The organism is Trinickia caryophylli (assembly GCF_034424545.1).
Classification (GTDB): domain Bacteria; phylum Pseudomonadota; class Gammaproteobacteria; order Burkholderiales; family Burkholderiaceae; genus Trinickia; species Trinickia caryophylli.
In genome coordinates this window covers 2,062,712-2,087,940 of sequence record NZ_CP139971.1, presented here as the reverse complement: position 1 = coordinate 2,087,940, position 25,229 = coordinate 2,062,712, and the positions used below count along the sequence as shown (strand labels likewise).

Sequence of the window (25,229 nt, the reverse complement as noted above, 5' to 3'; positions counted from 1 at the left end):
TGCGCCACTTCTCCTTTTGCTCATGACCTATGCCTCACTCGCCACGGGCATTCTGCTCGCGGCCGGCCGCGGCTCCCGCTTCGATCCGCAAGGCTTGCAGAACAAGTTGCTCGCCCCGCTCGCCGACGGCACACCCGTCGCCCGCGCCGCGGCCCGCCATCTGCTCACGAGCGTGCCGCGCGTCGTGGCCGTCGTGCGTACCGGCGCGGACCTGCTCGCGCAAGTGCTCGAGGAGGCGGGCTGCGACGTATTGTTCTCGGTCGAATCGGAGCGCGGCATGGGTGCGAGCCTGGCCGCCGGCGTGCGCGCGAGCGCCGATTCGCCGGGCTGGATCGTCGCGCTCGCCGACATGCCGTGGATCGCGCCCGAAACGATCGAAACCGTCGCGCGCCGGCTCGACGAAGGCGCCTCCATCGTAGTGCCGCGTCATGAAGGCCGCCGCGGGCACCCCGTCGGATTCGGCGCGGCGCACGCGCAGACGCTCGCCGCACTCGGGGGCGACGTCGGCGCACGCGCCCTGCTGGCCTCGGCGCAGTTGACGGAGATCGAAGTGCCCGATCGCGGCATCCTGGCCGACGTCGACACGCCCGGCGATCTCCGCGGCGAGACATGAAAAAGAAGAGATGCGCGTCGGCGCGATCCGGCAAAGCGGCGCGCAACGCGCGCGTCGATAGCGTATAAAGAAAAGAGCCTCGGCTCGACGCTCGACAGATTCGGTGCGCGACCGTTTGCCGCGTTTTTTCAATGTCCTTGTTTTTCCCACGGGGCCGCCCATGAGCTACTGGATGCACACTGCACCAACGCCCGATCCGCTCACCGATCCGGCACGAGACCCGGAGAGCGAACCCATCGTTCCCCCGCCGCCCGGGCACCACAACGACGAGCCGCAGCGCCCCGAGGGGCCGCCCGATAAAGATCCGGTCTGATCCGGCCGGTTCAGGCGCGCGGATCCGTCATACCGTATTGCGTTTTGGGGTCAGGGTTTCCCCGCTCTGCGCCCGTGGATTCGATCGGTCGTTAAAACGGTCAGGCAGGCTCTTTGGGCGCGAAGGCCGCCGTTTTATCAGATCGATCTGTCTTCCCGGAAAAGCGAGCACGCAATGAACAAGATGACCCTAAACCAGAAGCTCGGCTCCATGGTGGTCGTGCTTTGGATCGGGCTGATCCTCATCGCCGTAGCAGGCGTTTGGCAATACCGCGAGTCCATGCTGCAGGACCGCCGCGAGCAACTCAAGGCGATCGTTCAGCAGGGCGAAAGCGTCATCAAGCATTACTACGCCCTCTCTCAGCAGCACGCCATGAGCGAGGACGAGGCCCGCAAAAAAGCGCTCGAAGCGCTGTCGATCATGCGCTACGGACATGACGGCTATTTCTCGGTAAACGACTCGAAATCGGTGATGCTGATGCACCCGATCAAGCCGCAACTCGTCGGCAAGGACATGTCGAGCTTCACCGACCCGGCCGGCACTCATCTGTTCCTCGACATTGTCAAGGCGGGCAGCCAGGAAGGCGGCGGTTTCGCAAGCTACCTCTGGTCGAAACCCGGCAGCGAAGAACCGGTGCAAAAGACGTCGTACTCGCTGCGCTTTGCGCCGTGGGACTACTTCATCGTCACCGGCATGTACATGGACGACGTCAACGCCGCGTTCCGTGACGCCATCCTGCGCTGGACACTGATTACCGGCGTGCTCGGTCTGCTTTCCACGGCGGCCATGGTGCTCGTGCTGCGCAGCGTACGCCGGGGCCTCGGCGGCGATCTCGAGAAGGCGATATCGGCCGCCCACCGCATCGCCGAGGGCGACCTGACGACGCGCATGGCCGTGAGCCGAGACGATCAGGGAAGCCTGCTCCACGCGCTGGCGAGGATGCAGGAAGGCTTGACGCAAGCGGTCTCGCGCGTTCGCGCCGGTGCGGAGAACATCAACGTCGGCGCGAGCGAGATTGCCGCCGGCAACATCGATCTCTCGCAGCGCACCGAGCAGCAGGCCGCGGCTCTCGTGCAGACGGCGTCGAGCATGGACGAGATGACCTCGAACGTGAAGCACAACGCCGAGAGCGCCACTCAGGCCGCGCGGCTCGCCGAACAAGCGGCCGACGTGGCTACGCGCGGCAGCAGCGTGGTGGACGATGTCGTCAAGACGATGAACGAAATCACGTCGAGCTCCCAAAAGATCGGCGACATCATCGGCGTGATCGACGGCATCGCCTTCCAAACCAATATCCTTGCGCTCAATGCCGCCGTCGAGGCTGCGCGCGCGGGCGAACAGGGGCGCGGCTTCGCCGTGGTGGCATCCGAGGTACGCAGCCTGGCGCAACGGTCCGCCACGGCCGCCAAGGAGATCAAGGCATTGATCGAGGCGTCGACCCATACCGTCGAGCAAGGTGCCGCGCTCGTGACGAATGCGGGCTCCACCATGAGCGAGATCGTGCAATCGGTACGGCGCGTGAACGAGATTCTCGGCGAAATCAGCCATGCCTCGCACGAACAAAGCGCCGGCATCGAGCAGGTGAACCGCGCTGTCGGCGAAATGGACAAGGTGACCCAGCAAAACGCCGCGCTCGTCGAACAAGCCGCCGCCGCGGCGCAATCGCTCAAAGACCAGGCCACCGCTCTGCGCGAAGCCATCTCCGGCTTCAACCTGCCCGCCTGAGTCGCGCTCGCCGGCTGCCGCCCCTCGTGCGGCAGCGCTCGCCTCACTCCTCCCCTCCTTCCGCCCCTCGCGCTCTCGCCGGCCTGGTCACGCGCGGCAGCCGAATGTATCGGCTCGCCCGTTCTTTACATTTTGATTACAATGCGCAGCAGCCCCGAGGCATGTCTTGCTGCACGTGGCCGCTCGGGCCGCCGGCCTTTGGGTAGCGCGCCTCCGGTCGTTCTTATTGCCCGGCCTTACTGCCTTCTATTGGCTTTTTTTGCTTGCCGTTTGCTTGCTCCGTTCAGGTGACCTCACGCGACGATGCCGCACGACCCGAAATCCCGCTCCGCTTTCGCTCCGTTCGAAAGGAACCGTGTACTGACACCTCGCCTGCCGGGCTGGCGCTCGGCTGTCGTCGTGGCCGCGCTGAGCGCCGCGTTCGCCGTACTTGCCGGCCGCGCGTTCTGGGTCCAGGTGATCGAGCATGATTTTCATGCGGCGCAGGGCGAAAAACGCCATCGCGTCACGATGGAACTCGATGCAATGCGCGGTGCCATCGTCGATCGTCATGGCGCGTTGCTCGCCGTGAGTCTGACGACCTACGAAATCTGGGCCGAGCCGAAGCGCCTCGATCGCGCGGGCCGCTCCGCACTCGCCGAACTCGCGTCCGCCCTGCAGCTCGCGCCGGCGGAGCTGGCGCAGCGGTTCGACACCGATCGCGCCTACGTGCTGCTCAAGCGCCATGTGGATGGTCCGACGGCACAGCGCATCGCCCGGCTCGGCATTCCGGGCATCTCGCAGGCGGCCGCATCGAAGCGCTTCTATCCAGAGGGCGAATCGATCGCCCATGTCGTCGGCTTTACCGATATCGACGACGAAGGCCAGGAAGGCATCGAACTCGCGGCGAACGCCGCGCTGACTGGCGAGCAGGGCACGCGAGAGGTGATCCGCGACCGGCTCGGCCGCGTCGTTTCCGAGCTCGGCGGCACCATGCCGCCCCGCAACGGCGAAACGATCCGCCTCACCATCGACCGCCGTATCCAGCAACTCGCCTATAGCCAATTGAAGGCGGCGCTCGTCGAGCACCGCGCACAAGCGGGCAGCGCCGTCGTGCTCGATGCACATACGGGCGAAATCCTCGCGCTCGCGAACGCGCCGAGCTTCGATCCGAATCAGCCGCACCGCCGCAGCGGGCAGGCATTGCGCAACCGCGCGCTGACCGACACCTTCGAGCCCGGCTCGACGATCAAACCGCTGCTCGTCGCGCTGGCGATCGATAGCGGCGTGGTAAACGCCGCAACGAAGGTCGAAACGGGCCCGGGCTACTACACCATCGGCCCCAATACGATCCACGACACGTCGAACCACGGCACGATCACGGTATTCGATGCGCTGGCCAAGTCGAGCAACGTGGCGCTCGCGAAGATAGGCTTGAACATGCCCGCCGAACGCATCTGGCGCAAATACGGCGAGTACGGAATCGGGCAGCCTCCGGCCCTGCCGTTTCCCGGCGTGGCGGCCGGCAGGCTGCGGCCATGGCAGCGATGGCGTCCGATCGAGCAGGCCACGATGTCCTATGGCTACGGGCTCTCCGCTTCCCTGCTTCAGGTCGCGCAGACGTACACGGCGTTTGCCGGTGACGGCACGATACGGCCCGCGTCGCTGCTCGCCCTCGGCTCGCCGCAGCGCAGCGGCGAACCGCCTGAGGCGCGGCGCGTGACCACGCCGGCCACGGCGGCCGCGATACGCGAAATGCTGGGTGCCGCCGCCGAGGAAGGCGGCACGGGTCGCCGTGCGCGCATCGACGGGTACCGCATCGGCGGCAAGACCGGCACCGCCTGGAAGCACGCCGGCGGCGCGTACGTGAAAGGCAAGTACCGCGCGCTCTTCGTCGGGCTCGCCCCCATCGGCACGCCGCGCATCGTCGTGGCCGTGATGATCGACGAGCCGTCCGGCCGCTCCTATTACGGCGGCGCGGTGGCCGCACCCGTGTTCTCCTCGATCGCCAGCGGCACGCTGCAACTGCTCGGCGTGCCGCCCGAAGTTTAGGAGCGCTTACGCAGGCAACGCGCGCCGGCGCGCGTTGCCTGCGCCTTGTCCTTGTTTTCGCGGGCAAACGTACTAACGTTGAGTGGACGGCCACGAGCCGCCGAAGGAGACGGCAGCATCGTCGGTGCCGGTTTGCGGGCACCTGAGAAGATGCGTGCACAAAAAATCCGGACCTCGAAATGACGACGGTCGCCAGTTTTCAGATCGACCACACGCGTTACCTCGATCCCGAAGGCAACGCGAGCCAGCCGTTACCCGATTTCGCGCTGGAACCGGATACCCTGATCGCACTTTATCGCGCCATGGCGCTTACGCGCGCATTCGATACCAAGGCCGTCGCGTTGCAGCGCACGGGCAAACTCGGTACGTTCGCGTCCTCGCTCGGACAGGAAGCCATCGGCGTGGCGGTCGCCGCCGCCATGCAGCCCGACGACGTGTTGTTCCCCTCGTATCGCGACCATGCGGCGCAATTGCTGCGCGGCGTCACGATGGTGGAAAGCCTGCTCTATTGGGGCGGCGACGAACGCGGCAGCGACTTCGCGGGACCGAGGCGCGACTTTCCCAACTGCGTGCCGATCGGCACGCAGGTCTGCCATGCCGTCGGTGCGGCGTATGCGCTCAAGCTGCGCGGCGAGCCGTCCGTCGCGGTGACGATCGTGGGCGACGGCGGCACCTCCAAGGGCGACTTCTATGAAGCGATGAACTTCGCCGGCGTCTGGCAGGCGCCGCTCGTCATCGTCGTCAACAACAATCAATGGGCGATCTCGATGCCGCGCGGCAGGCAGACGGCTACCGCCACGCTTGCGCAAAAGGCGCTCGCGGCCGGCATCGAAGGGCTCCAGGTGGACGGCAACGATGTCATCGCCGTGCATCACGTCGCGCGCCGCGCGCTCGACAGGGCACGGCGCGGCGAGGGGCCCACGTTGATCGAGGCACTCAGCTACCGGCTCGGCGACCATACGACTGCCGACGACGCCACGCGGTACCGCGACCCCGAGGCGGTGGCGGCCGCGTGGGCCGACGAGCCGCTCGTACGGCTGCGCAAATATCTGATGCGGCTCGGCGCGTGGGACAAGGCACAGGAAGAAGCGCTCGGCGGGGAGTGCCGCGATGCGGTCGATCAGGCCGTGCAGGATTACCTGTCGGTGCCGCAGCCGCATACGGCGGCAATGTTCGACCATCTTTACGCGACGCTGCCCGCCTCGCTCGAGGCGCAGCGGGAAACGGCCTCGAGGTTCGCCCCCGAAGCGGAGAGCGGCCATGACTGAGCGCAATCTCGTCGAAGCCGTCAACCTGGCGCTGGCCTATGAGCTCGAGCACGACGAACGCGTGGTGCTGCTCGGCGAGGACATCGGCGCGAATGGCGGCGTATTCCGCGCCACGCTCGGTCTGCAGGCTCGCTTCGGCGCGCAGCGCGTCATCGATACGCCGCTCGCCGAGACCGGCATTGCCGGCGCCTCTGTGGGCATGGCGGCGATGGGCCTGTTGCCGGTGGCCGAGATCCAGTTCACGGGGTTCATTTACCCGGCCATCGACCATTTGTTGAATCATGCCGCGCGCCTGCGCCACCGGACGCGTTCGCGGCTCACCTGCCCGCTCGTCGTTCGCTCGCCGTGCGGCGCGGGAATCCATGCCCCCGAACATCACTCGGAAAGTCCTGAAGCACTCTTCGCGCATATTCCCGGGCTGCGCGTCGTGATGCCGTCTTCGCCCGAGCGCGCCTACGGGCTGCTGCTCGCCGCCATCCGCGACCCCGATCCTGTCATCTTTCTCGAGCCGACCCGGCTGTATCGCTTGTTCAAACGCCCGCTCGAGGATTCCGGCGAGGCGCTGCCGCTCGATACCTGCTTCACGCTGCGCGAGGGTACCGACGTGACGCTCGTGAGCTGGGGAGCCATGCTGCAGGAAGTCGAAGCCGCCGCCGATGTGCTCGCCGACGATGGCGTCAGCGCGGAGATCATCGACGTCGCGACCTTGAAGCCGCTCGACATCGAAACCATCGTTGCGTCCGTAGCCAAGACAGGGCGCTGTGTCATCGTCCACGAAGCGCCGCGCACCTGCGGGCTCGGGGCAGAGATTGCCGCCACTCTCGCCGAACGCGGGCTCTATTCGCTGCTCGCCCCGGTGGAGCGGGTCACCGGCTACGACGTCGTCGTGCCGCTCTCTCGACTCGAATCGCAATACATGCCAAGCGTTGCGCGCATCGTGAGCGCGGTCGGTAAAACGCTAGAGGCATCGACATGAACATCTTCAAGCTGCCCGATCTCGGAGAGGGGCTGCAGGAAGCCGAAATCATCGAATGGCACGTGAAAGAAGGACAGCAAGTCAAGGCCGACCAGCCGCTGCTGTCAGTCGAGACCGCCAAGGCCATCGTCGACATTCCGTCGCCGCACGACGGACGCATCGCGAAACTGTTCGGCAAGAAAGGCGACATCATGCACCTTGGCGCGGCGCTCGTCGGCTTCGAGGGTGCCGCGAACGACGCCGGCACCGTCGTCGGCACGATGCCGCACGCGCCCTCGAGCGCGCAGGCCGGCACGGTGCGCGAAATGCCGTCGGTCAGCCGGGGCACGCACGCTGGAAGCGGTATGGGCATCGGGCTTGGCGCGCCCGGCATCAAAGCGACACCCGCCGTGCGCGCGCTCGCGCGCACGCTCGACATCGATCTGGCAATGGTGACGCCATCCGGGCCTGACGGCATCGTGACCTCGGCCGATGTACAGCGCACCGCCCGCTTGCTGACGGAACTGGGGCCGCCCGAGGAACTGCGCGGCGTGCGGCGCGCGATGGCGCAAAACATGGCGCGCGCGCAAAGCGAGGTAGCCGCGGCCACGGTCATCGACGACGCCGATATCGGCGCATGGCCCGCCGGCACCGACGTGACGGTTCGTCTGATCCGCGCGCTCGTGGCGGGCTGCCGGGCGGAGCCGGGACTGAACGCCTGGTTCGACGGACGCGCGGCAAGACGGCACGTTCTGGCCAAGATCGATGTCGGCATCGCCGTCGATCTGCCGGACGGCCTCTTCGTGCCTGTGTTGCGCGACGTCGCACACCGCGACGCAGTCGATTTGCGGTCGGGGCTGGACCGCATGCGCGCCGATGCGCGGGCCCGCCGCATTCCGCCCGACGAACTGCGCGGCGCGACGATCACCTTGTCGAACTTCGGGATGATCGCCGGCAAATACGCCGCGCCCATCGTCGTCCCGCCTACGGTCGCCATACTCGGCGCCGGACGGATGCACGACGCGGTGCTGGCCCGAAACGGCGAGGCCGTCGTGAGCCGCGTGCTGCCCCTGAGCCTGACGTTCGATCACCGCATCGTGACAGGCGGCGAAGCGGCTCGCTTTCTCGGCGCCGTCATATCGGATCTCCAATTAGCCGATTAATGCACGCTCTGCCATTGATCGGCCGGCTGTAAAAGGGGCGCTCGGCAGCCGGGCCCGGTCGGACTATTTTCAGCAGAAACAGCCGTCATTTTCATCGCCACTGCGGCGGAGACGAATCGATACAATTAAAACCGTTTGTTAATAGTTCATTACATGCAAACACTTGTCACATTGAGCTGCGGGCACGCCGTATTTTTGATCGAATTTCAATAAAAAAAATAATTCCCCGCCCCGCGCCGATTTTTTTTGGATGGCGCGTCCTTGCGACGTGCAGCGTCGCGTGCGAGCAACGTTCGTGCCTCGGCGAAACGGCGCTACTTCCACCGCGCCGCCGCGGCGTCCCCGGGGAGCACGCGACCGCCCGCGCGTTCACTAACCCCTTGTTCCAATTACAAAAAACAGATGGACTCGCAGCCGCCGCGCCGAGTCGGCGTCAGGCTTCGGACGGCCCGCGTCGAAATAGCAGACGATAAGGCCGGCGGGCTCGCGGAGGGTACTACAATTTTTCCGAGCCCTGGCCAATTACGAATCGCTTATTATCCGGGCATTGCGCCGCGGCCGCATTTCATTCGCGACCGCCGTCCCCCTTGGTTGGACAGTCGACGCTCCCGCGGCTCGAATCCTCCCACCGAGAATTCGCAATCCGCTTCAAGAAAATTCGGCCGCCAGCAGTGTTGCCTCGATGTATTGCAACCGATGCAATACCGCAGGCAAGTGGCTCATGTTGTCCCACGCTAACGCAGGAGTGTGGTTATGGATGCGAAAACAATTCAGCCGTCATCGGAATCCATGCCGGCAATATCCCCCGCCCAGCGGACAGACCCGCCTGCCGTTGGCAGAACCGTGGCCGACCGCGCCTGGCTGCCTTTTTTCGACACGGGCAAAGCCACCCCGGTCGAGCAAATCGTGGACGGCGAGACCTATCTGATCGTGGATGCCGCAACAGGACGATCGCAACGCACGCTATTGATGGAAGGCGACGAGCCGTACATGGGTTCGCGCGCCACGCGCGCGGAACATCTCTTCGCCATCGGTTTCGAGCGCAACGCGCAGACGGGGCGCCGCACGCTCGTCATCTACCGTGACAATGCCGCGGGCCACTTCCATGTGCGCGGACAATCGACGAAATGGAACTGGGTCTTCTGGGCCGACAAGAACAGCAGCACCCCACCAACCGAATGGCAGATCAACTGGCACGAGGGCGGTCAGTTCACCCTCGTTTGCGAAGTGGGCCCGACGCGCATGGGACTATGCGCGCGGCCCGGCCAGCCGCAGTGGCTCTTCGCCGGCGATACGAGAGACTACAAGCCGTTGCATTTTCTTGCCTATTCCTACCGGTCCCGCGCCTCGGTTTGAGCTGAGCGGGCATGCGACGCTTCATCGCGCTCTACCGCGCGCGTACCCCGGCGCCGGCGATGGCGCCGAAGCGCGCCAGTGTCTGCTGGCGCGCTTCGGCGTGGTCGACGATCGGAGGCGGATAATCGACTTCGGGCAAAGCACCCGACGCGCCGCGCACCATCCACGGTGCATGTATGGCCGAGGCAGGCAACGTCTGCAACTCGGGCACGTACTTTCTGATGAATGCACCCTGCGGGTCGTACTCCTTCGATTGCGTCACGGGGTTGAAGATCCGGAACCAGGGCTGCGCATCGCAACCGGTGGACGCCGCCCATTGCCAGCCGCCGTTGTTGGCGGCGAAATCGAAATCGTTCAAATGCTCGGCAAAGAACTGCTCGCCGAGCCGCCAATCGATCCCGAGATCCTTCACGAGAAAGCTCGCCGTCACCATCCGCAGGCGGTTGTGCATGTATCCCGTGCGCACGAGTTGCCTCATGCCCGCATCGACGAGCGGATAACCCGTGCGCCCTTCGCACCAGGCGGCAAAATGCGCGTCCGCGCGCGCGCCGTGCTCCCATCGAAGCGCATCGCACTCGGGCCTGAACGATGCACCGCGCGCGAGCCGCGGATGATGCGAGAGGATCATGAAAAAGAACTCACGCCACACGAGTTCGTTGAGCCATGCCGTTGCACCCTGCCCCGACGGCTGCAATGACAGCGACTTCGCCATACGCACGAGCGCTCTGATCGAGACCGTGCCGAAACGCAGGTGCACCGAGAGGTAGCTGGGCCCTTTCACGGCCGGAAAATCGCGCTGCGCCGCGTAACGCTCGATGCGCTGCTCGAAGTCCTCGATCAATGCGCGCGCACCGCTCATGCCGGCCGGCAGTTTCAATTCGGCGAAGTTGCTGGGCGAAAACCCAAGTGCGTCGAGCTCCCATGCGGGTGCTTCGCCCTCGACCCGCGGCGGCGCCAGCAACTGCCCATCGCGCGGCGCGACGTGGTAAGGGTCGAGGTGGCCAGCCATGAGCCGCTTGTGCCATGCGTTGCGGTAAGGTGTAAACACCGTATAGGGCTTGGCCTGCGTGCTGAGCACATCGTCGCCCTCGAACACGACCTGGTCCTTGAAGTCGCGCCACTCCCGCCCCGCCCGCCTCAGGGCAGTCGCAACGAAAGCGTCCCGTTCGATCGCCGCCGGCTCGTAATCGCGATTCGCGTAGACGGCATCGGCATCGAGCGCCTCGGCGAGCCGCGGGATCGCTTTGCGCGGATCCGCATGCAACACGACCAGGCGCGCGCCCCACCGCCGCAATGCACGTTCGAGATCCTGCAACGAAGCAAGGATGAACTCGATGCGGCGATCGGCCGGCGGCCGATCGCGCCCCCTCACCCGCTTGCGCTGTAACAGCGGCTCGAGGATCGTCGTATCGAATACGAACACGCAGGCGACATGATTACATTCGGCGAGCGCGTAATGCAGCGCCGCATGATCGTCGAGGCGCAAATCGCGCCGGAACCATACCAACCCGGTTTCTCTCGTTTTGGGTGCCGCCGCGAGCGGCTTTTTCGCGTCTTTCATCCGAATCCGTGCATTCCGACCTTCCGAGCAACCGACTATACCCGCGTTACCGGCCGCCCCGGCACGGCATTTGCGGACCGGAAGCCATGCGGCGCTGGCTACCGCGTCCCTTTTCATCACTCATGGGAGAGCAAACATGTTAGGAACCATCCTGCTCGTCGTGCTCATTCTGCTGTTGCTGGGTGCGGTCCCCGCCTGGCCGTACAGCCGAGGCTGGGGCTATGGGCCCTCAGGCGGCCTCGGCCTGCTTCTGCTCATCGTCATTCTGCTCGTCGTTTTCGGCCGAATATGACGTCCTGGCTCGAGCGCATTCGAGCCGACATGATCCGGCGACGCCGTGCCGTCCACACGCCACGGCGCCACGGCGTCGCCGAGTTCAGCGGAGCACGCCTGCTCGACCGTCGACAGCACGACAGCACCAAGCCGGCCCCCGGTAAGAACCGACCATGCGAATCGCGCAAGTTGCAACGTTGTACGAGAGCGTACCGCCCCGCGCATATGGCGGTATCGAACGCGTCGTATCCTGGCTCACCGAAGCGCTCGTCGAATGCGGGCATGACGTCACCCTTTTTGCCAGCGGCGATTCCTCCACGCGTGGCAGGCTCGTGAAGGCGTGCCCGAGCGCGTTGCGCCTCATCGAAGATACGGCAGACCCGCAAGCGTTTCATTTCGCCATGCTCGAGCAAGTCGTGCATATGTCCGCCGAGTTCGACGTCGTGCACTTCCACACCGATTATCAAAGCTTTCCGTTCGCCCGGCGCCTATCGTCTGCGCATCTGACCACGCTGCACTGGCGGCTCGACCTGCCGGGCCTGGAGCCGCTTTATCGCGCATTCTCCGACGTACCGCTCGTCTCGATCTCGCAAGCGCAGCGCGCACCGCTGCCGTGGGCCGATTGGATCGGCACGGTTTATCACGGTCTGCCCGTCGATCAGTTCTCGCTCGGCGACGGCCGCGGCGGCTATCTGGCATTTCTCGGCCGAATCGCGCCGAGCAAGCGCCCCGATCTTGCGATCGAAATCGCCGAGCGAGCCGATATCCCGATCAAGATCGCGGCCAAAATCGACAACGGCGACCGCTGGTATTACGACGGCGATATCGAACCGCTTTTTCGCGACCCGCGCGTGGAGTACCGCGGCGAACTGGGCGACCACGAAAAAAACGGATTTCTCGGCAGTGCGCGCGCGCTGCTGTTCCCGATCGACTGGCCTGAGCCATTCGGCCTCGTGATGATCGAGGCCCTTGCCTGCGGCACGCCCGTCATCGCCTTCAATCGCGGCTCCGTGCCAGAGATCATCGAGCACGGCGTCACGGGTTTCGTCGTAGACGATGTGCAAGGCGCGGTCGACGCACTCGCCCGGCTGCCCGAAATCGACCGCGCGGCATGCAGGGCCGCATTCGAGCAGCGCTTCACAGTCGACAGAATGACCGACGATTACGCCGCTCTTTATACGAAGCTCGTGCGCGAATCGAGCAATCCGGCCCGCACGGGTTCCGATCGATGAGGAGTCAGCTATGCGCTTCGTTGCACTCGCAACCGACTACGACAACACGCTCGCAACCGACGGCCGCGTGGCCGAGCGAACCTGGACTGTGCTCGAACGCCTGCGTCAGTCCGGGCGGCAATTGCTGCTCGTGAGCGGGCGCGAACTCGAGGACCTGCGCACGATCTGCCCGCGGCTCGATTTGTTCTCGCGCGTGGTGGCGGAAAACGGCGGCGTACTGTATCGCCCCGATTGCGGCGAGAAGCGGCTGCTCGCGCCGCCGCCCCCCGATGCCTTCGTTGCCGCGCTGCGCGAACGAGGGCTTGCCGATTTCAGCGTGAGCGAAACGCTCGTGGCCATGATGAAGCCGAACGAGCGAATTGCCTTCGAGGCGATCCGCGACCTCGGGCTCGACTTGCATGTGGTTTTCAACGGCGATGCCGTGATGATTCTTGCGCCCGGCGTGACGAAAGCGAGCGGACTCCTCGCGGCGCTCGACGAACTCGGGATTTCTCCGCTGAACGTCGTGGCGGTCGGCGATGCCGAAAACGACCATCCGTTACTTTCCGCCTGCGGTTTCTCCACGGCCGTTGCCAACGCGTTGCCGGCGTTGAAGGCCCATGCCGACATGATTACCGATGCACCGGCCGGACAAGGCGTGGCGGAACTCGCGCACGCGCTGATGAACGACGATCTGGCGGCGCGGGCCGCGGGCATCGAGCGCTGCCGTGTACTGCTCGGCCACCGCATGGGCCGCGACGAAGCGCTCACCCTCAATGCGCACGGCACCATCGCCCTGCTGGCGGGCCCATCGGGCGGCGGCAAATCGACGGTCACCGCCGCCCTGCTCGAGCGGCTCGGCGAAGCCGGCTATCAGGCCTGCATCTTCGATCCCGAAGGAGACTACGACAGCGAGGGCAATCTCGTCACGCTCGGCGACGCGCGCACGCCGCCGTCGATCGACAACGCGCTGCAGTTGCTGTCGCATCCGGCCGAGAGCGTTGCCGTCAATATGCTGCGCATTCCGCTGCTCGAGCGGCCTCGGTTCTGTGCGAGCCTGCTCGCGCGCCTGCAGGAACTGCGCGCACGCACGGGCCGGCCGCATTGGCTCGTCTTCGAAGAGGCCCATCAGCTCTTCCCAGCCGATTGGGCGCCTGCGGAACAACTGCTGCCGCTCGCGCTCGAAACGGCACTGGCCGTGACCGTGCATCCCGATCAGGTGGCCGAGCCGTTCCTGCGGCAGATGAATACAGCCCTCGTCACGGGCGCGACACCGCGCGCCACGCTCGAAGCGTTCGCGTCCGCGCTCGGCGTGACGGCCCCGCGCGTTTCGCTGGGTGCCGATGCGCTCGAGCGCGGGCAGGTGCTCGTCTGGCATCCGCCGCAAGGCGAGGTGGCGCCCGCGCTCGTGTCGGTCGAGCCGGGTTCGACGCAACGGCGCCGGCACCACCGCAAGTACGCCGAAGGACTGCTGATACCGGAGCGCAGCTTCTATTTTCGCGGCCCCGACGGCAAGCTGAACCTGCGTGCGCACAACCTCGTGCTGTTCCTGGAAATGGCCGATGGCGTAGATGCCGACACTTGGCAGTTCCACCTGCGAAGGGGCGATTACTCGCGCTGGTTCGGCGAAGTGATCGGCGACGACGATCTCGCGAGCGAGGCAAAAGCGGTCGAGGCAGCGTTCGCGTTGCCAGCCGACGAGAGCCGCGCACGCATCAGGGCGGCAGTCGAACGGCGCTATACCCAGCCGGAAAACCCATCGTTGCCGCCGCTGCGCGGCGGTTGACCGGACGGCCGCCACCGAGCGCGGGCACCGCGGCGCGCGCGGATCGCGCCGCTTTCCCAGGCCGCTCGCGCCGGCCCTTGGCCTTCGGGCGACCTCATTCGATCATCGCCCACTGCACCGACTGAGCGCCCGCTCGTCTGGCCAGTTCCACGAAGCGCGGCGAAGTGGATTCGAGGTCGAACTGCTCGCGCCAGCGCACGAGAAGGCGCTCTTCGAACACGTCCTCGCCGCGCCGCCAGCAGGCGCTGCGCCGGCTCAGCGAGCACCCCGCGGCACGCAGGTCGGTGGCGATCCGGTGCGCGCAATCGCTGCCCGCCTCGTACTCGAACACGAGCCACGCACTTTTTCGGCGTTCGAGCCTTTCCTCGACATAGCGCAAGCCCCAGAGCACGCCGAGCCCGAGCACTGTCCCCAGGATCGCGAGACGATACTGTCCGCCGCCGATCGTCAGGCCGATCATCGTCACGAACCAGAGCGTCGCGGCCGTCGTGACACCCGTCACGAGCCCGTCCTTGCGCAGCACGGCGCCCGCGCCGATGAATCCCATGCCGGTCAGCACGCCGAGCGGCAGGCGCATGAGGTCGAGCTGCGCGAACGAATCCGGGTGTTTGCCAGAGAGCGTGACGAGCGCATTGGCCTGCAGCATCGACAGGCAGGCGGCGAGGCAAACGAGCAAGGTCGTGCGCAAACCAGCGGGCTTGCCCGAATCGCTGCGATTGAAGCCGAAGGCCGCGCCAGCCACGACCGCTAAGGCAAGACGCGTCACGACCGCGGGCCAATCGAGCGTAAGCGGCATCGTATCCATGTTTGCCAACACCTCCCGTTTCTCATTGCCTCTCACTGCCGCAAAGAGGGACAGCAATTCATGCGCCCGTGCTCGGAAGCCGCGGTCCAGCAGCCCGGCAAGCTCCGGCCTGCGCCTTTCCGACACACAGGAATCCATCAGGCTGGGAAAAGCGGTACGGCGCTTGCGACACAGCATCGACAGGTAGCCCGCGTTGCTTGCCGCACCGGGCATTCCGTGAAGCGTTTACCCACGAGGAGTCGATATGAAGCGAACTTTCATCGCCTTGACCTGTTGCGTACTGCTGATGCCTGCCGCCGAAGTGCTGGCCCAAACCGAGGCGGCCTCCACGACGGCGGCCAATCCGCTGCCGGATGCCGATCGCGCCTTCGTACAGGCCGCTTCGATGTCTTCCTCGACCGAGATCGACGCCGGCAAGCTCGCGCAGAAGAACTCGAACGACAAGGACGTCAAATCGTTCGCCCGGCACATGATGTACGACCACACGAAGATGACGGTGCAACTGAAGGCGGCTGTGCCGCATGACGTCGAGGCGCCCAAGGACAACAGCGATACGAGCTTGCTCGACTCGCTGCGTCCGCTCAAGGGCAAGGAGTTCGACAACGCCTATATCGCGAAGGTCGGGGTAAAGGGCCACCAGGAAGCCATCGAGGCCTTCAAGAAGGAGATCTCCGACGGGCAGAACGCGGACCTCAAAAAGCTCGCGCAAAAAGGCCTGCCCGTCATCGAGAAGCACTACCGGATGGCGCAGGACCTCGCCAAGAAGAAAGGCGTGAGCGAGTAACGGGGGCCTCGATAGCCGGCACGACTGCCCGCGCGGCGTGCCGGCGTGCCGTTGCGCCCTTGCACCTTACTCGGTTTCAGTCCATTCGACGTTGGCGCCGACGGAGCGCAGGTTCTCGACGAAGTGCGGATGCGCACGACGAATCGGCACCGCATTCTTGATGACGGAACGCCCTTCGATGCTCGCCGCGACCATGAAAAGCGCGATTGCAACGCGAATGATGTAGGGGCTTTCGACTTTCGCAGGTGTCAGCCCGATACCGCCGAACGTGACGAGACGATGCGGATCGGCCAGGAAGACGTGGGCACCGAACTTCGACAGCTCCACCGACCAGCCCATCGCGCCGTCGTACACCTTGTTCCAGAACATCGCGCTGCCTTCGGCCCGCACGCCGAGCGCGATGAAGATCGGCAGCAGATCCACGGGCAGATAGGGCCACGGTGCCGCCTCGACCTTCGTCAGAATATTCGGCGTAAACGGCCGCCGCACGCGCAGCGGGCCCTCGCGCAGCGCGCGCGACCAGCCGTCGCGGTGAACGATGTCCACGCCGAACTTCGCGAAGGTGCGGTCGATCAGCGGAAACTGCTCGGGCGCGCTGTTCTTCACCACGATGTCGCCGCCCGTGATGGCACCGAGCGCGAGGAACGTGGCAATCTCGTGGAAATCCTCGCTGAAGCGGAACTCGCCGCCGCCGAGCGCATGCCCGCCTTCGATGCTGAGGCGCGAAGTGCCGATGCCGTCGATCGGCACCCCGAGCATCGCGATGAACCGGCAGAACTCCTGCACATGCGGCTCGGACGCGGCATTGACGAGCGTCGACGTGCCCGCCGAAGCCGTCGCGCACAGCACGAAGTTCTCGGTCGTGGTGACCGACGCGTAATCGAGCCAGTGGTCGTTCGCGCGCAGCGCGGCATCGCTGTGCACGATCAGCGAATCGCTCGTGCGCTCGATGCGCGCGCCGAAGCGCTCGAACACCTCGACATGCGGATCGATCTCGCGCACGCCGAGCGTGCAGCCCTTGACGTCGTTCTCGAGCCGCGCCACGCCGAAGCGCGCGAGCAACGGCGGCACGAGCATGATCGACGAGCGCATTTCCTCTGGCAGATGATGCACGGCAGGATCGAAGCGCGTGGCACGGTGGTGGAGCTCGAGCACGCCGGTGGAAAAGTCCATCGATACGTCGCTGCCGAGCGTACGGAAAATATCGAGGATCTTCCTGACATCGGTGATATCGGGCACACCGATGAGCCGCAAGGGCGCATCGGTCAGCAGCGTGGCGCAGAGGATCGGGAGAACGGCGTTCTTGTTGGCGGACGGCACGATCTCGCCGCGAAGCGGCAGACCGCCGTGAACGATCAGGTCAGACATTTTGGGCAGAAAACGGGCGGTGGGTGAAAACGGAGCCGAAATGGCGGAGCCAAGGCGCATATCATGCCATTGCCGGTGCCGGGCGGGTCGGAAAACCTGCAGTGGCTGCCTTTCGAGCGCATCGCTCGCCGCCGCCTTCGCGGGCTCGCACGCCAGCGGCCGGCAACCGCGCCGCTGCCCGCGATGCGACCTGCGGGCGCACTCGCTTTCGCATCAATCACTTGCGCCTGCTGTGCGCGAGTTATACACAGGCTTGCCAACAAAAACTGGGGATAACCCGGTGCCGCCCGTGCACACGCTGGACGGACCGCTGCGTCGCTGCTGCGGCAGCCGGCGCGGCCCACCCGCACATGCTTGCCCGTGACGAGAGCCGCGGCCATTCGCCCGTCAGGGGCCCCCGCTGCGGCGGCAAGGTAGAATCATCGCCATTCCCGCAGCCGACGAGGGCTGGGCAAACCGTCCGGCCGCGCCTCCCCGGCGAAAATATCGATCAATCCTGCAATCCGCCACCGTCCGAATCCAGCGCGTCGGACCTCCTTTGCAACATCATGTCCTACTCGCTCGCCGCCGCCTGCACCCGCGAACTCGAAATCCGCAAGAGCCGCTTCATCGCGCACGTGATGCCGGTTGCCGACCGCGATGCCGCGATGAACGAAATACGCCGGCTACGCGAGGCTCATCCCACCGCCACGCATGTTTGCTGGGCGCTGCTGGCGGGCGGGCAATCAGGCATGTCCGACGACGGCGAGCCGTCGGGCACTGCCGGGCGGCCGATGCTCGAGGTACTGCGGCACCAGGATCTCGAAGGCGTGCTGGCCGCCGTCGTGCGCTATTACGGCGGCATCAAGCTCGGCGCGGGCGGACTCGTGCGCGCCTACACAGACGCCGTAGCATCGGCGCTGCAGGACGCCGAGCGCATCGAGCGGATCGCGCAGGCGCGGCTCGTCGTGGCGATCGGCTACCCCGACGAAGCACGCGTGCGACGCTGGATCGATCAAAACGGCGTCGCGCTCGTCGCCAGCGAGCACGACGCCGACGTGCGCCTCGTGGTGCAGCTTCCCGCCACCGGGCTCGAGGGCGCGCGCGCCGCGCTGCGTGATCTGACGCAAGGCCGAGCCGCTTTTCCCGAGGTGCGGGACTGACGCACCGCGTCAGGGTCCGCCTACGTGCTTATTCTCGATGTAAGCAGACTCGGTAATGCGGCGTTACGGATCTCGCAGCGCCCTTTCACATGTATCCGGCATGCGCTTCTACACTGGGCTCGTCGTCACCACACGCGGAGTCGTACAGATGAACAAGAAGCTCGTCGGACTACTGATTGGCGCGACGGTGCTGGGGATTTCCACCGCCGCCTCGGCGCACGTCGACCTGGCAATCGGCGTAGGCATCCCGGCACCCGTCTATGCGGCTCCCGCTCCACGGCCCGTCTATGTCGCGCCCGCCTACGCCGCCCCCGCCTATGCGGCCCCCGTCTACGCTGCGCCCGTGGCTACCGGCTATTGGCGCGGCGACGATTGGCGCGAACGCGAATGGCGCAGGCGCGAATGGCGCGAGCGTCAATGGCGGGAGCAGGCGTGGCGCCAGCGTGACTGGCACGAGCGCCACGGATGGGATTGACGACCGCGGATAGAAGTCTCGCGGTAGCCGGGGCGCCGGCGCGATCAGCCGATGCCCCTGCAACGTCATTGGGTGCGCACGCGTGCGTGAGCGGACCGGCAAGCGCGATCAGTACCGGTTCGCGCGCGCGCCGCGCATTGGACTCTCGAGCCAATGCACACTGAACAATCGCGCCTCGTCGGTCCACACAGGCCCCGGCTCGAAACCGGCCGAAGCCGCAAGCGCGCGAAATCCGTCGATCGTGAACTTGTGCGAACTTTCGGTATGGATGCTTTCGCCTTCATCGAAGCGGAACGCCTCGCCGCCCACCCGCACGACCTGAGCACGGCGGCTGATCAAATGCATTTCGATGCGCTGTTTGATGGGCTCGTAGAACGCGTAGTGCGCGAATTGCCGTAGGTCGAAATCGGCGCCGAGTTCCTCGTTGGCCCGCTTGAGCAGGTTCAGGTTGAATGCGGCGGTCACACCTTGCCGGTCGTTATAGGCGCGGTGCAAGACGTCGGGAGCCTTGACGAGGTCGACGCCCACGAGCAGCCCGCCGCCCTCGAGCAATCGGGCCGCCAGATGCAGAAAATCGAGCGCCTCGTTCGTGCTGAAATTGCCGATGGTCGATCCCGGGAAAAATCCCACCCGTCGCGCGGAAGACTCTTCGAGCGCCGCGAGTACGCCGTCCTTCAGATAGTCGGCCGCGACCGGATGCACGTGCAACCACGGGTAGTCCGCTCGCAGCCGGCTCGCGGCATTCTCGAGATGCTCGGCCGAGATGTCGATCGGATAGAAGCGGCGTGGCGCATCTTCGGTGTCGAAGGCATCGAGCAAAAGTCGGATCTTTGCCAGGGAGCCCGCGCCGAACTCGACGATATCCACACGCGGGCCGACACATTCGGCGATGGCACCCGCATGGCGGTCGAGAATCCCGAGTTCCGTGCGCGTCGGATAGTACTCGGGCAGCTCGCAAATGCGATCGAAGAGCGCCGAGCCCGCGGCATCGTAGAAGTATTTCGGCGACACACTGCGCGGTTTGGTGGACAACCCCTGGATCAGATCGCGCTCGAACTCGAGCGTGCCGGCAGCGGATTGCGTCCGGTCGACGGGGGCGGAAAAGCGGGCCGTGCCGGCCAGACGCGCTGCTTCAGAGGTCTCGAACAAGGCGTACTCCCGAAAATTGCCAGCGTGCCGCCGGCGGGAAGAAATTGCGGTAGCTGCGACGCGTATGCCCGGGCGGCGTGGCCACGCTGCCACCGCGCAGTACGAGCTGCCCCACCATGAACTTGCCGTTATATTCGGCCGCGACGCCGGCCCGCGGGCGAAAGCCCGGGTACGGGTCATAGGCGGAACGCGTCCACTGCCAGACGTGATCCGCCATCTGCTCGATACCGGGCGCGTCGAAGGCGGCCTCCCATTCGAACTCGGTCGGCAACCGCGCCCCCGCCCATTCGGCGTACGCGGCTGCCTCGTAAAAGCTCAGTTGCGACACCGGGGCGTCGGGATTCATCGGCCGCAATCCGTCGAGGCCGAATACGAGCCAGTCTCCCGGCTGCGCTTCCTGCTCGCTCCGCCCTGCCGCGTTGCGCCAATAAAGCGGGGCGCGCAAGCACTCGCGCTGCACCATCGCCCAGCCATCCGAGAGCCATAATTCGGCACGGGTATAGCCGCCGTCGGCGATGAAGGCAGCGTACTCCGCGCACGTGACGAGACGATGTGCGATTTCATATGGCCTGAGCAGCACTTCGTGGCGCGGCTCTTCGTTATCGAAGCAAAAGCCCACACCGCCGTGCCCGATGCCGACTATTCCACCAGGCTGGCGCAGCCACTCGAGCTCGCCCGCCCCCGGCATCGGCCGGCTTGCACCGGCCGCGCCCCGTGCGTCCGTGCAGGGGCGATACGCGGGCATCAGCGAATTACACGAGAACGCATGCAGGATGTCCGTGAGGATCAGTTCCTGATGCTGCTGTTCGTGATGCAGGCCCAGCGTGACGATCGGCTCGATGGCGGCCAATTGCGCCTCGTCGGCCGTCTCGAACAATGCCCGCACCGCTTCGTCGACATGGCGCCGATAGGCGTGCACCTCCTCGAGCGAAGGACGCGTGAGCAATCCGCGCTGGGCGCGCTCGTGCCGGGGCCCCAGCGCTTCGTAGTACGAATTGAAGAGATAGGGGTAACGTTCGTGAAAAAGCGCATAGCCTTCAGCGTGCGGCACGAGCAGAACCGTTTCGAAGAACCAGGTGGTATGCGCGAGATGCCACTTCGTCGGACTCGCATCCGTCATCGACTGCACCTGCTGGTCTTCGGCCGAGAGCGGGGCCGCCAATTCGACGCTGTATTGGCGAATGTCGCTGAAAGCTTGCTGCAGGCGCGATACGTCGCGGACCATCGGCGTTGCTCCTCATCGAATGCATCGTGCCGGCCGCAGCGCCGGCTGATGCCTCGGCGCCCACTGGCGCCTCGTCTTGTTGATTACCGCTCGCTACGGCGCTCCCGGCGCGCCGACACCCGCGCGGCGGGCTTTCGCCCGGCAGGCGCACGCGACACGGGCCGCCGCCGCGCGCCCTCGCGCTTTTGCGAGGGCCGCACCGGCTCGTCGCCTGCGATGAAACGCTGCAACCGCTGCGCGTCGAACGGCGCTTCGACCTTCTGGTCGTTATCAAAATAGCAGTAGACGTCGCGCTTTGCCCGCGGCGGCGCCACCTTGGAAATCAACTGGGCATCGGACGGCTGCGCGCCGCTCGCCCAGGTTTTCACGCGTTCGGCCCAGCGTTCGAGCGCCGGATCCGGGTAGGCACCGCTATAGAGGGTCTCGGTGCCATGCAACCGCATATAGACGAAATCGCTCGTGACATCCTCCGCATAGGGCCAGCCCGCCACCGAATCGGACACGACGAGCGCCGCCCCATGCCGGCGCAGAATCGCCACGAACTCGGGCGTGCAAAAGCTCGCATGCCTGATTTCGACCGCATGACGCAGCGGCGCGTTCGCATCGATTTCGAACCAGGGCTGCTTGACGCGTGTGTCATGCCGGGCCGCGAGTGCCGCCGCATCGCCGGTCGTGGCCGGCAGCAAAGCGAGAAACCGCTCGAGGCGATCCGCATCGAACGGGAAATTCGGTGGAAACTGCCAAAGAAACGGGCCGAGCTTCGGCGCCAGGGCGAGCACGCCGGACGCGAAGAAGTTGGCAATCGCCGGCCGCGCGGACTCGTCGCGAAAACGCAGCATGTGCGTCAGATAGCGCGGCCCCTTGACGCTGAAGACGAATCCGGCGGGTGTCGCGTCATGCCACGCCCGATAGCTGCCGACTGTCTGCAGCGAGTAGTGCGAGCCGTTGATTTCGATCGTATCGACGGCGCGCGAGGCATAGGCGAGTTCCTGCGCCTGCCGCAGCTCCTTCGGATAGAAGACGCCGCGCCAACCCGCGTAGCGCCAGCCGGAAATGCCGATGCGAATGGTCATCGTTGAACGTGTCGCTTGCTGTCTGCCAACCGGGTGTCGAATGCAATCGGCGCGCTTCAGCGCGTGCTCCGCCCCACCTGGCCCGAAAACCAGCAAAGCTCATTCCCATGTCGGGCGCGCAAGGCCGCCTGCGTCGCCCGCTCACCCGACGACGAAAGATCGACACGGGCCTTCCCGTGCGCGAGGCCGCACCTGCGGCCCCTTTCTTACCGAATGTAAGCAAACGCCGGCACGCCCGCTCCCCATCGTTCGGCGCTCCGGCCGGCGCCGCGCCTCACTGCACGACCCGCGTCACGCCACGGCCGCGCGGATCGGAGGCCGGCACGGGCGTCGGGCCGTCGATCTGAATCGCCTGAATATCGCCGTTGAAGCCCTGCTTTTGCAGCACGTAGCCCATCGCCTGCAATTGTTGGGCTAGCTCGCCGTCGATCGGCTTGTACGGCTCCCAGAAGATCGTGTTCGGCGGCAGCAGTTGATGGTGGAAGCGCATCGCAGCCACTGCGTCGGGCAACGGCATCTTGAAGTCGTAAACGTTACTGATGACTTGAAAAATCGACGTAAAGATGCGCGAACCGCCGGGCGTACCGATGACGAGCGCCACTTTCCCGTCCTTCGTGAGAATGGTCGGCGTCATCGACGACAACGGCCTCTTCTTCGGCTCGATCGCATTCGCGTCGCTGCCGACCACGCCGAACATGTTCGCCACGCCGGGCTTCGCCGAGAAATCGTCCATTTCGTCGTTGAGCAGCACCCCGGTGCCTTCGGCCACGACGCCCGAGCCGAAATAGCCGTTGATCGTGTACGTGTTCGATACGGCATTGCCCCATTTGTCGATGACCGAGAAATGCGTCGTCTCGGCTTTTTCGGGCATGGACGTGCCGAGCCCCGGCTGCACGCTCTTCGTGTCCGATGGTTTGTCCGGGTTGACCTCGGCCGCGCGCCTGGCGAGGTAGCCATCGTCGATCAACTGCGCCACCGGCACTTTGAAGAAATCGGGATCGCCGAGGTATTGGGCGCGATCGGCAAAGACGCGCTTTTCGATTTCCGCCACGAGATGAATGTACTTGGCCGAATCGAGCGGCACGCCCGCGAAGTCGTCCTTGCGGTCGGCCTTCATCTTGAGCAACTGCACGAGACCGATGCCGCCCGAGCTCGGCGGCGGCGCCGTGATCACGCGGTAGCCGTTCCAGTCGGCCTCGATCGGTTGGCGCCACACAGCCTTGTATTCCTGCAGATCGCGCTTGGTGATGAGGCCACCGCTCTCTTTCATCGATGCGGCGATCAGGTCCGCCGTCTTGCCGTCGTAAAACTCCTTGGCACCGCGTTCGGCAATGCGCGTGAGCGTGGCCGCGAGTTCGGGCTGCTTGAACGTGACGCCGGTATTCAGCCCTCCGAAGTACTTCCCGAAGTTCGTTTTATCGCCGAAGTCCTTCGCCGCATTGTCGCGGCGCTGCTGCAGTTGATCGCTGACCTCGAAGCCGTCATGCGCGTAGTGGATCGCCGGCGCAAGCACCTGCTTCCATTTGAGTTTGCCGAAACGCCGCTGCGCTTCCCACATGCCTGCAACCGTGCCCGGCACGCCCACCGCGCGCGGGCCGACGAGGCTCATGCCCTTCACGACGCTGCCGTCCTTGTCGAGGTACATGTCCTTCGTAGCCGCCAGCGGCGCGCGCTCGCGATAGTCGAGAAAATAGGGCTTGCCGTTCACGTAGAGCGTCATGAAGCCGCCGCCCCCGATATTGCCCGCCTCGGGATAAGTCACGGCGAGCGTGAAGGCAATGGCCACCGCTGCATCGACGGCGTTGCCGCCTTCCTTGAGAATCTGCTCCGCAGCATCCGCGCTGTACTCGTCGGCAACGGCCATCGCCGATGCGCTCAGTACGGGCTTCGCCGTTGTGCGGGCAATGGCCGGGTTGCTTTCGACGAAGCCCAGCGCAGTCGTTGCAAGTGCAACGAAGGCCGATGCGGCCGCGACCGATTTGATCCGGCTTTCCGAATTCATAGCGCCTCCTCCTTGATCCACGATGCCATGCCCGCGCTTATACCATGCTGAAATGATTTACGAAACGACGCCGTTCCGTAGGCATGCTTCTTTGGCGCGTCATGGCTGGCTTCGCGCGACACGCCCCCGGAGCAAAGTGCGGGATGCGAAAGACGCAATGCCGCCGCATCATAATCACGCAAGTGAACTACCATCACAGCTCGCATCTTTCGGGGTTTTCTCTATGTTGATCACGCGCAGCATTCGCGCATCGGGCGCAATGGATTGGGTCGCCGAAGGCTGGGACTTGTTTCGCGCGAGGCCGGGTGCCTGGATCGCGCTGGGGGCGATCGATCTGCTCGTCACCGTCGTCCTCGCGAGTCTGCCCGTCATCGACGGCCTCGCGCCGGTCTTCGCCGTGCTCTGGGCCGGCGGCATGAGCGCCGCGGCCGAAACCTGCCGCATACGCGGCACGGTCTCGATCTCCGATGCCTTCGCCGGCATTCGCGAGCATCTGCAACCGCTTTGCATGCTGTGCCTCGTGTCGCTGGCCGCCGTGATCGTCTGCGATTTCGCCGGCGATCGCGTGGTCGCCTCGTTTCAGGCCCTCGTGAGCGGCCATGCCGACGGGAGCGCCGGCATGGCGTGGCTGGCTGCGCTAATCTATATGGCCGTCGCGCTCGGCGCCGCCATGGCCCTCTGGCTCGCGCCCGCGCTCGTCGTACTGCACCGGGCGACGCCCATGGAGGCGCTCAAAGCGAGCCTTGCCGCGCTGCGCCACAATCCGTGGGCCACGCTCGTCTATGGCGCCGTCATCGCGGGGCTGGCCGGTGCGGCGCTGCTCACGCTGGGCATCGGGCTCGTCGTGGTCGCGCCGCTCGCCTATTTGTCGACCTATGCGGCATGCCGGGATCTTTTTGTCTTTACCGAGGACGACTGATCGCGCCGTGGTTGCGCGCTTGATAATCCGCC

General features: G+C 65.5%; 22 protein-coding genes. 15 read left to right on the top strand and 7 right to left on the bottom strand.

The genetic code is table 11. The features are described from left to right. Nucleotides 1–22 precede the first annotated feature (22 nt). The 8 genes from U0034_RS28400 (at nt 23) to U0034_RS28365 (ending at nt 9,424) form a co-directional block, all read left to right on the top strand. Nucleotides 23–613: a nucleotidyltransferase family protein gene (locus tag U0034_RS28400; RefSeq protein ID WP_085227385.1), complete on the top strand. Its 591-nt coding sequence runs from the start codon at nt 23–25 to the stop codon at nt 611–613. Nucleotides 614–785: 172 nt separating this feature from the next. After that, nucleotides 786–926 (top strand): hypothetical protein, encoded by a 141-nt coding sequence (locus U0034_RS28395; RefSeq protein ID WP_162800993.1) that lies wholly within the window; start codon nt 786–788, stop codon nt 924–926. 183 nt (nt 927–1,109) lie between these two features. Next, nucleotides 1,110–2,651 carry a methyl-accepting chemotaxis protein gene (locus U0034_RS28390; protein ID WP_085227672.1) on the top strand — a complete coding sequence of 514 codons (1,542 nt, stop codon included), beginning with the start codon at nt 1,110–1,112 and terminating at the stop codon, nt 2,649–2,651. Nucleotides 2,652–2,954: 303 nt separating this feature from the next. After that, nucleotides 2,955–4,682, top strand: coding sequence for a peptidoglycan D,D-transpeptidase FtsI family protein (locus U0034_RS28385; RefSeq protein ID WP_085227386.1), 1,728 nt, complete (start codon nt 2,955–2,957; stop codon nt 4,680–4,682). A 179-nt stretch (nt 4,683–4,861) separates the two neighbouring features. Further along, entirely contained in the window at nt 4,862–5,950 is a 1,089-nt protein-coding gene (gene pdhA, locus U0034_RS28380; protein WP_085227387.1) for a pyruvate dehydrogenase (acetyl-transferring) E1 component subunit alpha, read from the top strand. Continuing rightward, nucleotides 5,943–6,926, top strand: coding sequence for an alpha-ketoacid dehydrogenase subunit beta (locus U0034_RS28375; RefSeq protein WP_085227388.1), 984 nt, complete (start codon nt 5,943–5,945; stop codon nt 6,924–6,926). Before pdhA ends, U0034_RS28375 begins: the two co-directional genes overlap by 8 nt. Next, the gene (locus U0034_RS28370; RefSeq protein WP_085227389.1) at nt 6,923–8,068 is read left to right on the top strand and encodes a dihydrolipoamide acetyltransferase family protein; all 1,146 of its coding nucleotides are present in this window, start codon (nt 6,923–6,925) and stop codon (nt 8,066–8,068) included. Before U0034_RS28375 ends, U0034_RS28370 begins: the two co-directional genes overlap by 4 nt. Nucleotides 8,069–8,821: 753 nt before the next feature. Then, nucleotides 8,822–9,424 carry a hypothetical protein gene (locus U0034_RS28365; RefSeq protein ID WP_139831151.1) on the top strand — a complete coding sequence of 201 codons (603 nt, stop codon included), beginning with the start codon at nt 8,822–8,824 and terminating at the stop codon, nt 9,422–9,424. Between the two features lie 31 nt (nt 9,425–9,455). Here U0034_RS28365 and U0034_RS28360 read toward each other — a convergent pair whose 3' ends face one another. Continuing rightward, the gene (locus U0034_RS28360; RefSeq protein WP_085227391.1) at nt 9,456–10,985 is read right to left on the bottom strand and encodes a cryptochrome/photolyase family protein; all 1,530 of its coding nucleotides are present in this window, start codon (nt 10,983–10,985) and stop codon (nt 9,456–9,458) included. 136 nt (nt 10,986–11,121) lie between these two features. On the opposite strand from U0034_RS28360, the gene U0034_RS28355 reads away from it, so the two are divergent. From U0034_RS28355 to U0034_RS28345, 3 genes are all read left to right on the top strand, one after another. Continuing rightward, on the top strand, nt 11,122–11,277 hold the full coding sequence (locus U0034_RS28355) for a DUF3309 family protein (protein ID WP_085227392.1): 156 nt from the start codon (nt 11,122–11,124) through the stop codon (nt 11,275–11,277). Nucleotides 11,278–11,431: 154 nt separating this feature from the next. Next, nucleotides 11,432–12,490, top strand: coding sequence for a glycosyltransferase family 4 protein (locus U0034_RS28350; RefSeq protein WP_085227393.1), 1,059 nt, complete (start codon nt 11,432–11,434; stop codon nt 12,488–12,490). A 10-nt stretch (nt 12,491–12,500) separates the two neighbouring features. Further along, complete coding sequence (locus U0034_RS28345; protein ID WP_085227394.1) at nt 12,501–14,255, top strand: HAD family hydrolase; 1,755 nt, start codon at nt 12,501–12,503, stop codon at nt 14,253–14,255. Between the two features lie 94 nt (nt 14,256–14,349). Here U0034_RS28345 and U0034_RS28340 read toward each other — a convergent pair whose 3' ends face one another. Next, a complete protein-coding gene (locus tag U0034_RS28340) occupies nt 14,350–15,060 on the bottom strand; it encodes an MgtC/SapB family protein (RefSeq protein WP_085227673.1) in 711 nt (236 codons plus the stop codon). Nucleotides 15,061–15,304: 244 nt separating this feature from the next. Between U0034_RS28340 and U0034_RS28335 the strand changes: the two genes are divergently transcribed. Further along, on the top strand, nt 15,305–15,844 hold the full coding sequence (locus tag U0034_RS28335) for a DUF4142 domain-containing protein (protein WP_085227395.1): 540 nt from the start codon (nt 15,305–15,307) through the stop codon (nt 15,842–15,844). A gap of 66 nt (nt 15,845–15,910) precedes the next feature. On the opposite strand, the gene U0034_RS28330 is transcribed toward U0034_RS28335, so the two are convergent. Beyond that, nucleotides 15,911–17,212 (bottom strand): UDP-N-acetylglucosamine 1-carboxyvinyltransferase, encoded by a 1,302-nt coding sequence (locus U0034_RS28330; RefSeq protein WP_085227396.1) that lies wholly within the window; start codon nt 17,210–17,212, stop codon nt 15,911–15,913. A 548-nt stretch (nt 17,213–17,760) separates the two neighbouring features. Here U0034_RS28330 and U0034_RS28325 point away from each other — a divergent pair. Beyond that, nucleotides 17,761–18,354 carry an IMPACT family protein gene (locus tag U0034_RS28325; RefSeq protein WP_085227397.1) on the top strand — a complete coding sequence of 198 codons (594 nt, stop codon included), beginning with the start codon at nt 17,761–17,763 and terminating at the stop codon, nt 18,352–18,354. A gap of 148 nt (nt 18,355–18,502) precedes the next feature. Continuing rightward, entirely contained in the window at nt 18,503–18,829 is a 327-nt protein-coding gene (locus U0034_RS28320; RefSeq protein ID WP_085227674.1) for a hypothetical protein, read from the top strand. Between the two features lie 108 nt (nt 18,830–18,937). Here the strand turns inward: U0034_RS28320 and egtD are convergent, their stop codons facing one another. From egtD to ggt, 4 genes are all read right to left on the bottom strand, one after another. Beyond that, the gene (egtD, locus tag U0034_RS28315) at nt 18,938–19,873 is read right to left on the bottom strand and encodes an L-histidine N(alpha)-methyltransferase (protein WP_233211896.1); all 936 of its coding nucleotides are present in this window, start codon (nt 19,871–19,873) and stop codon (nt 18,938–18,940) included. A gap of 88 nt (nt 19,874–19,961) precedes the next feature. After that, nucleotides 19,962–21,203, bottom strand: coding sequence for an ergothioneine biosynthesis protein EgtB (egtB, locus tag U0034_RS28310; protein WP_085227399.1), 1,242 nt, complete (start codon nt 21,201–21,203; stop codon nt 19,962–19,964). An 83-nt stretch (nt 21,204–21,286) separates the two neighbouring features. Continuing rightward, entirely contained in the window at nt 21,287–22,276 is a 990-nt protein-coding gene (locus U0034_RS28305; protein ID WP_085227400.1) for a DUF72 domain-containing protein, read from the bottom strand. 274 nt (nt 22,277–22,550) lie between these two features. Then, nucleotides 22,551–24,278, bottom strand: coding sequence for a gamma-glutamyltransferase (ggt, locus tag U0034_RS28300; protein WP_085227401.1), 1,728 nt, complete (start codon nt 24,276–24,278; stop codon nt 22,551–22,553). A 223-nt stretch (nt 24,279–24,501) separates the two neighbouring features. Here ggt and U0034_RS28295 point away from each other — a divergent pair, with 223 nt between their 5' ends. Next, nucleotides 24,502–25,197 carry a BPSS1780 family membrane protein gene (locus U0034_RS28295; RefSeq protein WP_085227402.1) on the top strand — a complete coding sequence of 232 codons (696 nt, stop codon included), beginning with the start codon at nt 24,502–24,504 and terminating at the stop codon, nt 25,195–25,197. The last annotated feature ends 32 nt before the right edge of the window (nt 25,198–25,229 follow it).

What these genes read in the sequence shown, in the direction of transcription:
- U0034_RS28390 (WP_085227672.1), top strand. Translation starts at nt 1,110, where the DNA reads ATGACCCTAAACCAGAAGCTCGGCTCCATGGTGGTCGTGCTTTGGATC.
- egtB (WP_085227399.1), bottom strand. Translation starts at nt 21,203, where the DNA reads ATGGTCCGCGACGTATCGCGCCTGCAGCAAGCTTTCAGCGACATTCGC.
- U0034_RS28370 (WP_085227389.1), top strand. Translation starts at nt 6,923, where the DNA reads ATGAACATCTTCAAGCTGCCCGATCTCGGAGAGGGGCTGCAGGAAGCC.
- U0034_RS28385 (WP_085227386.1), top strand. Translation starts at nt 2,955, where the DNA reads ATGCCGCACGACCCGAAATCCCGCTCCGCTTTCGCTCCGTTCGAAAGG.
- ggt (WP_085227401.1), bottom strand. Translation starts at nt 24,278, where the DNA reads ATGAATTCGGAAAGCCGGATCAAATCGGTCGCGGCCGCATCGGCCTTC.
- U0034_RS28350 (WP_085227393.1), top strand. Translation starts at nt 11,432, where the DNA reads ATGCGAATCGCGCAAGTTGCAACGTTGTACGAGAGCGTACCGCCCCGC.
- U0034_RS28335 (WP_085227395.1), top strand. Translation starts at nt 15,305, where the DNA reads ATGAAGCGAACTTTCATCGCCTTGACCTGTTGCGTACTGCTGATGCCT.
- pdhA (WP_085227387.1), top strand. Translation starts at nt 4,862, where the DNA reads ATGACGACGGTCGCCAGTTTTCAGATCGACCACACGCGTTACCTCGAT.
- U0034_RS28395 (WP_162800993.1), top strand. Translation starts at nt 786, where the DNA reads ATGCACACTGCACCAACGCCCGATCCGCTCACCGATCCGGCACGAGAC.
- U0034_RS28360 (WP_085227391.1), bottom strand. Translation starts at nt 10,985, where the DNA reads ATGAAAGACGCGAAAAAGCCGCTCGCGGCGGCACCCAAAACGAGAGAA.
- U0034_RS28400 (WP_085227385.1), top strand. Translation starts at nt 23, where the DNA reads ATGACCTATGCCTCACTCGCCACGGGCATTCTGCTCGCGGCCGGCCGC.
- U0034_RS28345 (WP_085227394.1), top strand. Translation starts at nt 12,501, where the DNA reads ATGCGCTTCGTTGCACTCGCAACCGACTACGACAACACGCTCGCAACC.
- U0034_RS28355 (WP_085227392.1), top strand. Translation starts at nt 11,122, where the DNA reads ATGTTAGGAACCATCCTGCTCGTCGTGCTCATTCTGCTGTTGCTGGGT.
- U0034_RS28305 (WP_085227400.1), bottom strand. Translation starts at nt 22,276, where the DNA reads ATGACCATTCGCATCGGCATTTCCGGCTGGCGCTACGCGGGTTGGCGC.
- U0034_RS28365 (WP_139831151.1), top strand. Translation starts at nt 8,822, where the DNA reads ATGGATGCGAAAACAATTCAGCCGTCATCGGAATCCATGCCGGCAATA.
- U0034_RS28295 (WP_085227402.1), top strand. Translation starts at nt 24,502, where the DNA reads ATGTTGATCACGCGCAGCATTCGCGCATCGGGCGCAATGGATTGGGTC.
- U0034_RS28330 (WP_085227396.1), bottom strand. Translation starts at nt 17,212, where the DNA reads ATGTCTGACCTGATCGTTCACGGCGGTCTGCCGCTTCGCGGCGAGATC.
- U0034_RS28325 (WP_085227397.1), top strand. Translation starts at nt 17,761, where the DNA reads ATGTCCTACTCGCTCGCCGCCGCCTGCACCCGCGAACTCGAAATCCGC.
- U0034_RS28375 (WP_085227388.1), top strand. Translation starts at nt 5,943, where the DNA reads ATGACTGAGCGCAATCTCGTCGAAGCCGTCAACCTGGCGCTGGCCTAT.
- U0034_RS28320 (WP_085227674.1), top strand. Translation starts at nt 18,503, where the DNA reads ATGAACAAGAAGCTCGTCGGACTACTGATTGGCGCGACGGTGCTGGGG.
- U0034_RS28340 (WP_085227673.1), bottom strand. Translation starts at nt 15,060, where the DNA reads ATGGATACGATGCCGCTTACGCTCGATTGGCCCGCGGTCGTGACGCGT.